Raw genomic sequence first — 11,935 nt, 5'->3', positions numbered from 1 at the left:
AGGCATCGCGGTGAGTTCACAAAGTCCTTTTTCGAGGAAGCCGGTGCTGAAATTGACGACGTCGTCATTTTCGAAGTGCTCGGCCCATATGAATATCGGCTACATTTGGAGAAGCCTGATGGTCGGCGGATATCGGGTCAAGACGTCGCCGCGGAAATCGAAGAGCGTGCCCGGAAATGGGCCTTGCGAGAAACCCGACCTGATCAGCAGAGCTTTCGTCGCGCCATCGCTGCGCGCGATGGTCTGAAATGCGCAATCAGCGGATGTGCCATACCTGAGGTTTTGGATGCAGCACATCTGGCACCTCGCTCACCTGGCGGCTCGGATGACCCGAGTAATGGGCTTATCCTCAGAGCGGATCTGCATCGCTTGTTCGACAACGGCCTACTGACAATTCAATCCGATGGAACGGTCACAATTGCCGAACGCATTGATGACCCCAACTACCAAAAGCTTGAAGGGATTGTCGCGAAATCTGGCGCTGATCTGAGCAATCTCGCGATCCGTGATCGTCGTTAGAAAATTCACAGCCACAAGATGAAATTCAACGGTGCCGGCAAAGCCGACATCCGTTTTCTTCATATCCTCAGAATTCGATGAAATTTGGGGCCGATTTTGCTCTAACCCAGAGGTCGTCCAGACGCACCAGCGCGAACGATTATGGGCGTCGCGAACGATTATGGGCGATCCTACACACCGTCAGAAATCCAGATTCTCGACGCTCAAAGCGTTTTTCTGGATAAATTCCCGACGAGGTTCGACAACATCACCCATTAGCTTGGTGAACAGATCGTCGGCTTCCACCATATCGTCTACGCGCACTTGAAGCAGCGTGCGTGCATCCGGGTCCAAAGTTGTTTCCCAAAGCTGGTCGGGGTTCATCTCTCCCAGACCTTTGTAGCGCTGCAGGGACAGGCCCTTTTCCCCTTCTTCCAGAATGGCGCGCAACAGGTCCAGCGGACCGTGGATCAATTGGCTACGATCACGGCGGATCAACGTGGCCGATGTGTTGTAGACCTCTTGCAGGCTTTGGGTGAAGCTGCCTGTTTTGCGGGCCTCCCCCGACCGCAGCATCGGGCCGTCCAAGGTGCGAACCTCTTCGACACCACGCAGAATGCGGGCCAGGCGAATTCCGTGATCCTGCGTGATCCGGCCCTGCCAGCCACGCTCATACTCCAACGCGATCAGATCCAGACGGGCGGCAACCTTGTCAGCCACCCCTTGCAGGTCGGCGTCCACCGCACCCGGCACAAAGGCACCGGCAACGGCTGCCTGTTCCAGAATGTGGCGCGGGTAGTGTGTCGGGAAGGCGTCCAGAACACGCTTCAACTGTCGCGCTTCGTCCACCACGCGGGCCAGATCCTGACCAATGATCTCTTCGCCCGATCCCAGTTTCAGCACGGCACCCTCGATCCCCTGATTGACGAGATAATCGTCCAGCGCCGCCTGATCTTTCAGATAAACCTCTGATTTACCGCGCGAAACCTTATAAAGTGGCGGCTGCGCGATATAGAGATACCCACCTTCGATCAGCTCAGGCATTTGCCGGTAGAAGAACGTCAGCAGCAGGGTCCGGATGTGCGCACCGTCCACATCCGCGTCAGTCATGATGACAATCTTGTGGTAACGCAGCTTTTCGATGTTGAACTCATCGCGGCCAATACCCGTGCCCAGCGCCATGACAAGATTGCCAATCTCCTGCGAGGACAACATCCGGTCAAACCGCGCGCGTTCCACGTTCAGGATCTTACCGCGCAGCGGCAGAACCGCCTGAGTCAGCCGGTCACGGCCCGTTTGCGCCGACCCTCCGGCTGAATCGCCCTCAACAAGGAAGACTTCGGTTTTGGAGGGGTCCTTTTCGGAACAATCCTTCAGCTTGCCCGCCAGATAGTTCACATCCATCGCCGTTTTGCGGCGGGTCAGTTCACGCGCCTTGCGCGCGGCCTCGCGTGCCAGCGCAGCCTCGATGATCTTGCCGACGATCGCCTTGGCCTCGGTCGGGTTTTCTTCAAACCACTCGGCAAGTTTTTCGTTCATCAGACCCTCAACCGCCGGACGAACCTCGGAACTGACCAGCTTGTCTTTGGTCTGTGACGAGAATTTCGGATCAGGCACTTTGACCGACAGCACACAGGTCAGACCTTCGCGCGCGTCATCACCGGTAAAGCTGACCTTTTCCTTTTTCGCGATCCCGCTGGACTGCGCGTAGTTGTTGATCGTCCGGGTCAGGGCACCTCGGAAACCCGCCACATGGGTACCGCCATCGCGCTGAGGTATATTGTTGGTGAATGGCAGGACAGATTCGTGATAGCTGTCGTTCCACCACATTGCGATTTCCACGCCGATATCGTCGCGCTCGCCCTTGATATAGATCGGCTCGGACATGGCGGGGGTTTTGGACCGGTCGAGATACTTAACGAATTCCTTGACCCCACCTTCATAGAACAACTCGGTTTCCAGCCGTTCCGCCGGACGCTCGTCAATCAGGATGATCCGAACGCCCGAATTCAGGAAAGCCAGTTCGCGCAGGCGTTTTTCCAATGTCTCGAATGAGTATTCGAGGTTCGAGAATGTATCGGTCGAAGCCAGAAACCGCACTTCTGTTCCTGTCCGGTCTCCGCATTCACCGACAACCTTCAGGTGCTCAGCGGTTTCGCCACCTTCAAACCGCGCGACATGCTCTTTGCCATTGCGCCAGACACGCAGTTCCAACCAATCCGAAAGCGCGTTCACCACGGAAACACCCACACCGTGCAGGCCGCCCGACACCTTGTACGAATTGCTGTCGAATTTTCCGCCGGCATGCAGTTGGGTCATGATGACCTCGGCCGCCGACACGCCTTCTTCCGGGTGGATGTCCACCGGAATACCACGCCCATTGTCGCTGACCGAAACACTGGAATCGGCGTGAATTTTCACCGTCACATGGTCAGCATGACCCGCCAGAGCCTCGTCAATCCCGTTGTCGACAACCTCATACACCATATGGTGCAGACCCGAGCCATCATCCGTGTCCCCGATATACATGCCGGGGCGTTTGCGAACTGCCTCCAAGCCTTTGAGAACCTTGATAGAATCTGCGCCGTATTCTTGAGGGGCCTGTGCGTCTTCGGACATTCAGTCAGTACCTATATTATTTTGGTAACTTATACGTTTTCTGGTAGGGATTGTCACGCCATCCCCCAATATTTTGTGGTTTTCCGGATCGTTTTTTGCCGCCCCGAGAGGGGCTCACAAACGATCGATATCAGACGCGATATCCGCTGCAATTTGCGCCGCATCAACGTCTGTGCGTTCAGCGGACAAGCGCAGCCCCAGAATGTCTGACTGATACCTGGCCGCCAAACGATCCGGATCACGTCCCGCCCCGATTTCACCGGCATCCTGAGCCTTGCGAAACAGATCAGCGAAACAGTCTTTCATTTCCGCCATGTAATGCGCCGCCTGATCCGCAAGGTCATGATCCTTCGCCTTCAACTCGGCATATGTCTTTGCCAACATGCAGGCCTTTGCCGGGGTCTCGGCTGCTTCGATCACCAATCGGGGCTGTGCTTTCAGCGCCTCCTTCGGACCCAGTCTCTCAGCCAGGGCCTTTAGGCGCGCCAAACCTTCTTGCGTATAGCTTTCCAGCGTCAGCGCATAGAGCGCATCTTTCGACCCGAACGCCGCATAAAAACTGCCGGGCTTCAGCTTCAGTTCCCGCTCCAGATCCTTCAGCGATGTACCAGCCCAGCCCTGACGCCAGAAGATATCCTTCGCCTTCGCGATCAACACGTCACGATCGTATGCGGGTTTGCGGGGCATCAGCATCACCAATTCTTGAACGTTCACTCAAATATATACTTGAGCGATCACTCAAGAAACCCTAAATACGACCCATCGCGCCAGAAACAGGAGTTCCGACATGGCCAATTTCCCGTCTCACGACCTCGAAACCGCGCCTGAAGCATCCAAACCGCTGCTGCAAAAGTCTCAGGCCGCTTTTGGTCGCTTGCCCGGCCTGCATAGGGTCATGGCCGAAAGCCCTCAACATCTGGAAGGCTACCAGATTTTGCACGGCCTGTTCCTGAAAACCGATTTCGACAATGATGAGAAAACCGTCGTCTGGCAGACCATCAATGTTGAAAACGAGTGCCACTACTGCGTGCCCGCCCACACAGGTATCGCCAAGATGATGAAGATATCGGATGAGATCTCGGACGCCCTGCGCAATGAAACCCCGCTGCCTTCAGCCAAGCTCGAAGCACTGCGCACCTTCACCCTAGAAGTGATGGAAACCCGCGGCAACCCGACCGAAGATCAGCTTCAGGCGTTCTTTGATGCGGGTTATTCCCATCGCGCGGTTCTGGATGTCGTGCTGGGTCTGGCCCAGAAAACCATGTCGAACTACATCAACCACATGGCCAAAACCCCGGTGGACGAGGTTATGCGCGGCTTTCTGTGGGAACGTAAAGTCAGCGAACCGGCCTAAGCAGTCACGACCGAACCCTCATCGCTTTCGGTAACGATCAGCGTCTGGGCCCGGTCGCCCAATTCCGCAAACAGTTCAGGCCCGGTACCGGTCATCCAGGCCTGAGCGCCCAGCGCGCAAATCTCGTCATAAAGCGCTGCACGCCGCCCAGCATCCAGATGCGCGGCCACTTCATCCAGCAGAACGATCGGAGGTGCGCCCAGCATTGCCGCAAGCGCCCGCGCATTGGACAGGATCAGCGACACCAAGAGCGCTTTCTGCTCACCAGTGGAACACTCCCTTGCCGGCACGCCTTTGGCCGCGAACACACCGTACAGGTCGGACCGATGCGGCCCCACCAGGGTCCGGCCTGCTGCCAGATCCCTGAACCGGCTCTCGCCCAACGCGTCTCGCAAATCTTCCGCCGTCTCGGGCATTGCGCCTTCGGTTTGCACCAATTCCAGTTCGGCCGACGGAAAGACTGTTTCCGCCCTATCCTGCGCTGCCCGCAGAAGATCCAGCGACCTCAACCGCGCGGTATGGATGCGATGCCCCGTCTCGGCCAACTGCCCTTCAAGCGCGGCGTACCAATGCGCATCCCTGATCTGCTCTTTCAGAAGGCGGTTACGTTCGCGCATCGCTTTTTCATAGATCAGCGATGCTTCAGCGTGGGCTGGGTCAAAACTCAGCGCGATACGGTCCAGAAACCGACGGCGCCCTTCCGCCCCTTCAATCCACAGACGGTCCATTGACGGGGTCAGCCAGACAACTCGCGCAAGTTTCCCCAGATCGATCTGCGTCGCCGACTTGCCATCAATTCGCACCTGTCGCGCTGCGCCGCCCTCGGACCAGGTTTCGATCTCAAACCGCTGCCCCTGAGCGTCCAGCAACCCAGACAGTTTCCAACCCAACGCCTCGGGCCGTCGGGTCATCTCGGCTGCACTCGCCCGCCGCATTCCGCGACCGGGTGAAAACAACGACACCGCTTCAAGAAGATTGGTCTTCCCGGCCCCATTTGGCCCGTGAATAGCAACGGGACGTCCGTCCAGAGACAACCGCGCCAGCTTATGAGATCGAAAATGCGAGACCGTAAGCTCGGTCAGGGCCAATCCCATGACCCCTCCCTTCATCTTTTCAAAAATACTCCCGCCGGAGGCATCGCGCGTCCGCGCGATCAGACGCGCATCGGCATGACGACGTATACAGCACTCAGGTCGTTGCCTTCACGCATCAATGTCGGGTCACCAGCCGAGTTGAACAGGAAAACTGCATTCTCACGATCCACCTGAGACGCAATCTCCAACAGGTATTTGGCGTTGAACCCGATCTCCAACCGCTCATCCCCGTAAGCGACAGCCAATTCTTCCTCGGCGGCGCCACTGTCGGGTGCATTCACCGACAAGATCAGCTTGTCGCCTTCCAATTGCAGCTTCACTGCCCGCGACCGCTCCGACGAAACAGTTGCCACGCGATCCACGGCCTGCGCGAATTCAGCAGCATCCACTTCAAGCTTGCGGGTGTTTCCTTGCGGGATAACGCGTGTGTAGTCGGGGAAGGTGCCGTCAATAACCTTCGACGTCAGCGTGATATCCGGCGTGGCAAAGCGTACCTTGGTTTCACTGACCGAAACGGCGATATCCATCTCGTCGTCATCCAGCAGCTTGCGCAACTCGCCCACTGTTTTGCGGGGCACGATCACGCCCGGCATATCCGCCGCGCCATCCGGCAAATCTGCGTCGATCCTCGCAAGCCGGTGGCCATCGGTGGCCACACAACGCAACACTTTTCCACCCTCGGACCCATCTGCCACATGCATGTAGACACCGTTCAGATAGTACCGGGTCTCTTCGGTCGAGATGGCGAATTTCGACTTGTCAAACAACCGGCGAAGCAATGCCGCCGAAGCGGTGAAATTCGATTGATACTCAGACGATGCCATCACCGGAAAATCTTCCTTCGGCAGTGTCGCCAGCGAAAAATTCGACCGCCCCGCTTCAACTGTCAGCCGTCCAGCGGCGCTGTCAGCAGTCAGTGTCACCAGCGCACCGTCGGGCAGTTTGCGCACAATCTCATGCAGGGTTGTTGCCGCAACGGTCGTCGCGCCTGCCTTTTCGACCTGTGCGGGTGCCTTATCGACCACTTCGATATCCAGATCGGTGGCACGGAACTGGACCTGATCGCCTTCGGCCTCGATCAGGACATTGGCAAGTATGGGAATGGTATTGCGACGTTCTACAACGGACTGGGCCTGCGAAACGGCCTTAAGAAGGGTGCCGCGTTCAATGCTGATCTTCATACCCTCAATTCCTCTGACTTGCGTACCGACATGGGCGGGACTGGCACGTTAGCGGTTCCACCCCGAGGCACAAGGATTTTTTACGGATTTCTGGGTTGGAATGCAGCAACCGTCAAGTGCGGCGTGCCCAACGGGCCTCAGTTCTGGTGCAACCGTGGATTATTACGCACAAAAAACGCCCCGGAACAGAGGCCCGAAGCGTTCCTTAGCGCTGCTGGCCCGGTTCAGGCTTCGAGAGACCTGCGTAGCATTTCCACGTCTTCAGCGATCTGGCCATCGGTCAGTTTCAGCTCTTCAATGCGCTTGACGCCATGCATGACCGTGGTGTGGTCGCGCCCGCCGAACCGACGGCCGATCTCTGGCAGCGATCGGCTGGTCAGCTGCTTGCAAAGATACATCGCCACCTGACGGGGGCGCGCGTAGGATCGCAGGCGCTTGGGACCGATGATATCGGACATGCGGATGTTGTAGTATTCGGATACTTTCCGCTGGATTTCTTCAACCGTGATCTTGCGCTCGGATGCGCGCAGGACATCTGCCAGACAATCCTGCGTCAGCTCCATGTCGATCTCGCGCCCAACCAGCGAGGCAAAGGCAAACAGACGTGTCAGAGCACCTTCCAGCACGCGGACATTGGTTGAGATTCGATGGGCCAGAAACTCAAGAACGCCATCCGCAATCGTCAGATCAGGATAGGAGCTGCTGTATTGCTGGACCTTGTTTTGCAGAATGCCCAGGCGCAATTCATAGTCGGTCGGATGCAGGTCAACGACCAGACCACATTGCAGGCGCGACTTTACACGATCTTCCAGATCCTTGATTTCGCCCGGGGCGCGGTCGGCCGAAATGATGATCTGCTTGTTCTGATCCACCAGCGCGTTGAACGTATGGAAAAACTCTTCCTGAGTAGAATCCTTTCCGGCAATGAACTGCACGTCGTCGACCATCAGCACATCGACCGAACGGAACAAATGCTTGAAATCCATCATCCGGCGTTCCCGCAGGGCCTGCACGAAGCGATACATGAACTGTTCGGCTGACAGGTACAGGACATTCAGTTCCGGATGCTTGGTTTTCAGCTCCCAGGCAATGGCGTGCATCAGGTGGGTCTTACCCAGACCCACTCCGCCGTACAGAACAAGCGGGTTGAATGTGACCGGGCCACCTTCGGACACGCGGCGCGCGGCAGCATGGGCCAGCTCGTTGGGTTTGCCCACCACGAAACTGTCAAAGGTGAAACGCGAATCCAGCGGCGCGGCCTGCAACGACTCCAAAGCGTTCTGCGCACTATCCGTAGCGACTGTGGGTACCGGCTCTGGCCGAGTTTCGGCGACCACCTTGGCTGCGGGCTTGGGGCGTGCGGGCGAGTTGGCGGCAACACGGAAATCCAGACGCTGAACGGTTTCCCCAGCCGTATTCAGCTCGTACAAGATAAGGTCCGCAAAATTCTGGCTGACGTAATTCCCCATAAAGTTCGTTGGCACGGAAAAAACCGCCACACCATCCTGCAGCTCTTTAAATTCCAGAGGCTCGATCCAAGTGGTGAAATTATTCCGACCGACAGCCTTCAGCAATTTGTTACGCAGTAGTCCCCATTTCTCTTGTGTCATTCAGCGCCTCACGCATCCCATTCTTGTTGGCCTGTCGGCCTTATCATACGAAGCCGGTTGCCCGGTCTTGTATTCACACGCCCAAAGGGAACCTATCGCCAAACCTAACGGTTTGGCGGGATTGCCCCTGAAAGTTCGGTGCACCCGGATTTTCGACGCTCAACAAAAAATGAGCGTCCCGAAACTCGGGCTGCACGTCACAATCTCAATTTTCAGACAGGGCCGAGAATCCCGGATAACCCGGACTTCGCGGCAAATCGGCAGCCCAGCTTGCGCCAGTCGTCGACGAATGTTTCCTGATCGATCTGATGCCCGTCAGTCCGATCGAGTAAACAGCCTGTCCCCCCAAGCGAGTGAATCGCTGACATCAGTGGTAGCAACTTGAAATGGGGCGCGGCAACGAAACTCTGATATTGACTCGGGTCTTTGGTCGAAAGAATCTCTCGGTTTCGTGAAGGCGCGGTATTCCGGCAACACGAAAAAAGCGCCGCAATGCGCAGCGCCTTTGACATTAGTTCAGCCTTGCTGACTTGACCTAAGGTAACCCTCAGGCTTTAGCCCAGAGCTTTGACCCGGGCCGACAGGCGCGACATTTTACGCGCGGCAGTGTTCTTGTGGAACACGCCTTTGGTGACGCCGCGCATCAGCTCAGGCTGGGCGGCGCGCAGTGCTGCGGTTGCCGCATCTTTGTCACCGGATGCAATCGCTTCTTCGACTTTACGCAGATAGGTGCGGATGCGCGAACGACGCGCTTTGTTAACAGCGAAACGCTTTTCGTTCTGACGGGCGCGTTTCTTTGCCTGGGGCGAATTTGCCATGTGTCTCTGACCTTCGTTCGGTACGGTTATCAAGGGTTGCGCGCCACGGATATATCCGCACCGGATCAGAAATCACGAGTGTGAGTCGGGCCAAGCGGGCCGCACGCGCATGTATTGCGGCGCTCAATACCGAACATTTCAAGGATTGCCAAGCCGATTCTTGGGGCTCACAAATCGGGTAAAGAAAAGGCGGGCATAGCCCGCCTTTCATTAGTCTCTTGCGTTTTACTTGTCGCGAAACTGCGCAGCCCGCTTTTCAAGAAACGCCGCCATGCCCTCTTTCTGGTCCTCGGTGGCAAACATGGAATGGAAGACGCGACGCTCAAACAGCATTCCTTCACTCAGCGGAAGCTCGTAACTGCGATTGACCGCTTCTTTTGCCGCCGCTGCCGTCAGTGCCGATTTCTCGGCTATTTTTTGCGCCGCACCGACGGCTTCCTCGATCAGCTTCTTGGCCGGTACGACCCGGCTGACCAAACCAGCGCGCTCGGCTTCGTCCGCGTCCATAAACCGACCAGTCAGGTTCATGTCCATCGCCTTGGACTTGCCGACAAAGCGCGTCAAACGCTGGGTGCCGCCCAACCCGGCTATGACGCCAAGGTTGATTTCAGGCTGGCCGAATTTTGCAGTGTCCGCCGCAATGATGAAATCGCAAAGCATTGCCAACTCGCATCCCCCACCCAGAGCATAGCCCGCAACCGCGGCGATGATCGGTTTGCGAATCGCCAAAACCCGGTTGTTTGCATCAGCAAAAAGGTTGGTGGTGTAGACATCGACAAAGCTCATCTCGGACATTTCCCTGATGTCCGCGCCTGCGGCAAAGGCCTTGTCCGATCCGGTGATGACGATGCAACGCACCTTGTCGTTGCTGTCCGCCTCTTCCAGCGCGGTACACAACTCACCCAGCAACTGGGAGTTCAGTGCATTCAACGCATCCGGTCTGTCGAGTTTGATTAAGGCGACGTGGTCTTCGATTTCGACGATGATCGTCTCAAAAGCCATGAGAAAAAAGCTTCCGGTTGTTCCGTTCAGTTACGAGTCCTTACCACGCGAATTCTCTGGATCAAGCTATCTTTGGCATTGCGCACAGTAGAAGGATGAGCGACCGGACTGGGTGATTCTCTGGATCAGACCAGTGCAACCTTCGGTGCGGCAGGGCTTTCCTTCGCGACCGTAGACATCAAAGCTGTGCTGAAAATATCCAAGTTCTCCATCAGCTTGGCGGAAATCCCGCAGGGATGATCCGCCTGCTTCGATCGCGTCCTGCAACACCCTCCGAATGATGGGAACCAGCGATGCGACACGTGCCGCAGATATTTGCCCTGCTTTGCGACGTGGCGACACCTTGCCGCGATAAAGTGCCTCGCAAACATAGATATTCCCCAATCCGGCAACGATTCCCTGATCCAGCAGAGCTGATTTGACAGGGGTATTCCTGCCTTTGAATGCTTCAATCAGGTGTTGCTCATGGAAATCATTACCCAAGGGCTCTGGTCCCAGAACCGCCAGAAGCTTGTGATCTTCGGCCGTGGCTGTGGGCAGTAGGTCCATCGCCCCGAACCGGCGTGGGTCGTTAAAGGTGATACGCGCCCCGTTGGCCATGTGAATAACAACATGGTCATGTTTCTCAGCGGCAGGATGTTCGCGCAGGAAATGACCCAGTGGGTCCCCTGACACCGTCATTCGCCCCGACATCCCCAGATGTATCAACAAGGTCTCGCCACTGCTGAGATCGGCCAGGATGTATTTCGATCGCCGCCTTAACCGATCCACCCGCTGCCCGGTCAGCCGTTCTGCCATGCGTTCGGGAAATGGCCAGCGCAAATCCGGGCGGTTCACATCGGCGCGTTCTATCACTATGCCCTCCATCGCGGGAACAAGACCCCGTCTTACTGTCTCGACCTCGGGCAATTCTGGCATTACAGGGCTCCTATTCCAAAGGGCCGCATTGTACCCCGCTTCCAGAGCCCTATAACAGAAGCGAAATTCGACAAACGGCAAGGCTTATGTCCGACAACAGCGACAACACCACTCATTTCGGGTTCGAAACCGTACGCGAGGCTGACAAGGCCGGGCGCGTGCAGGGCGTGTTCAACTCGGTCGCCTCGAAATATGACGTGATGAACGACGTCATGTCGATAGGTATCCACCGGGTCTGGAAAGACGCGATGATGGACTGGCTGGCACCACACCCCGGTCAGCGTTTGCTGGATGTTGCAGGCGGAACCGGTGACATTTCCTTTCGCTTTCTGAAACGTGCAGGCTATGGCCATGCCACGGTTCTTGATCTGACAGAACCCATGCTGATCGAAGGCCGGCAACGCGCAGAAGCCGACCAGATGGCCGACAGCCTGAACTGGGTGGTGGGCGATGCCATGGCCCTGCCATTCGAAGACAACACCTTTGACGTCTACACGATTTCTTTCGGCATCCGGAACGTGACCCGCCCGCAAGAGGCCCTGAACGAAGCCTTTCGCGTGCTGAAACCCGGTGGCCGCCTGATGGTGTTGGAGTTCAGTCAGCTTCCCAATGACGGGCTGCAGAAGCTTTATGACCTCTACAGCTTCAATGTCATTCCACGCATGGGAAAGCTGATCGCGAATGATTACGACAGCTATCAGTATCTGGTGGAGTCGATCCGCAAGTTCCCCGATCAGGAAACCTTCCTGAACATGGTCCGAACTGCTGGCTTCGAAAACGCGAAATTCCGCAATCTCAGCATGGGTATCGCCGCGCTGCATTCCGGCTGGAAGATCTGACG

11 protein-coding genes are annotated in these 11,935 nt (G+C 56.7%); 3 read left to right on the top strand and 8 right to left on the bottom strand.

Translation table 11 applies throughout. The features are described from left to right. The first annotated feature begins 183 nt into the window (after window positions 1-183). Window positions 184-519 (top strand): HNH endonuclease, encoded by a 336-nt coding sequence (locus tag ACR0M3_RS11520; protein WP_480910805.1) that lies wholly within the window; start codon window positions 184-186, stop codon window positions 517-519. Between the two features lie 180 nt (window positions 520-699). Here the strand turns inward: ACR0M3_RS11520 and gyrB are convergent, their stop codons facing one another. Beyond that, window positions 700-3,117: a DNA topoisomerase (ATP-hydrolyzing) subunit B gene (gene gyrB / locus ACR0M3_RS11515; RefSeq protein WP_480539388.1), complete on the bottom strand. Its 2,418-nt coding sequence runs from the start codon at window positions 3,115-3,117 to the stop codon at window positions 700-702. Window positions 3,118-3,231: 114 nt separating this feature from the next. Next, the gene (locus ACR0M3_RS11510; protein WP_480488096.1) at window positions 3,232-3,804 is read right to left on the bottom strand and encodes a TetR/AcrR family transcriptional regulator; all 573 of its coding nucleotides are present in this window, start codon (window positions 3,802-3,804) and stop codon (window positions 3,232-3,234) included. A 100-nt stretch (window positions 3,805-3,904) separates the two neighbouring features. On the opposite strand from ACR0M3_RS11510, the gene ACR0M3_RS11505 reads away from it, so the two are divergent. Then, on the top strand, window positions 3,905-4,471 hold the full coding sequence (locus tag ACR0M3_RS11505; protein ID WP_480773996.1) for a carboxymuconolactone decarboxylase family protein: 567 nt from the start codon (window positions 3,905-3,907) through the stop codon (window positions 4,469-4,471). Here ACR0M3_RS11505 and recF read toward each other — a convergent pair. The 6 genes from recF to mutM all read right to left on the bottom strand — a co-directional run bounded on the left by recF (window position 4,468) and on the right by mutM (window position 11,094). Next, the gene (gene recF, locus ACR0M3_RS11500) at window positions 4,468-5,565 is read right to left on the bottom strand and encodes a DNA replication/repair protein RecF (protein ID WP_480910862.1); all 1,098 of its coding nucleotides are present in this window, start codon (window positions 5,563-5,565) and stop codon (window positions 4,468-4,470) included. The genes ACR0M3_RS11505 and recF overlap by 4 nt on opposite strands. 59 nt (window positions 5,566-5,624) lie before the next feature. Next, window positions 5,625-6,746 (bottom strand): DNA polymerase III subunit beta, encoded by a 1,122-nt coding sequence (dnaN, locus tag ACR0M3_RS11495; protein WP_267363127.1) that lies wholly within the window; start codon window positions 6,744-6,746, stop codon window positions 5,625-5,627. A gap of 224 nt (window positions 6,747-6,970) precedes the next feature. Beyond that, window positions 6,971-8,356 carry a chromosomal replication initiator protein DnaA gene (gene dnaA, locus ACR0M3_RS11490; protein WP_209507181.1) on the bottom strand — a complete coding sequence of 462 codons (1,386 nt, stop codon included), beginning with the start codon at window positions 8,354-8,356 and terminating at the stop codon, window positions 6,971-6,973. Between the two features lie 554 nt (window positions 8,357-8,910). Continuing rightward, window positions 8,911-9,174, bottom strand: coding sequence for a 30S ribosomal protein S20 (rpsT, locus tag ACR0M3_RS11485; protein WP_039541017.1), 264 nt, complete (start codon window positions 9,172-9,174; stop codon window positions 8,911-8,913). A gap of 225 nt (window positions 9,175-9,399) precedes the next feature. Further along, window positions 9,400-10,176 (bottom strand): enoyl-CoA hydratase, encoded by a 777-nt coding sequence (locus ACR0M3_RS11480; RefSeq protein WP_267363125.1) that lies wholly within the window; start codon window positions 10,174-10,176, stop codon window positions 9,400-9,402. Between the two features lie 66 nt (window positions 10,177-10,242). Further along, a complete protein-coding gene (mutM, locus tag ACR0M3_RS11475) occupies window positions 10,243-11,094 on the bottom strand; it encodes a bifunctional DNA-formamidopyrimidine glycosylase/DNA-(apurinic or apyrimidinic site) lyase (protein WP_480910803.1) in 852 nt (283 codons plus the stop codon). A gap of 86 nt (window positions 11,095-11,180) precedes the next feature. Here mutM and ubiE point away from each other — a divergent pair, with 86 nt between their 5' ends. Continuing rightward, window positions 11,181-11,933 (top strand): bifunctional demethylmenaquinone methyltransferase/2-methoxy-6-polyprenyl-1,4-benzoquinol methylase UbiE, encoded by a 753-nt coding sequence (gene ubiE / locus ACR0M3_RS11470; protein WP_480910801.1) that lies wholly within the window; start codon window positions 11,181-11,183, stop codon window positions 11,931-11,933. Window positions 11,934-11,935: the final 2 nt, after the last annotated feature.

The organism is Ruegeria sp. O5, from assembly GCF_056535105.1.
This window is presented reverse-complemented; position numbering and strand designations above follow the sequence as displayed.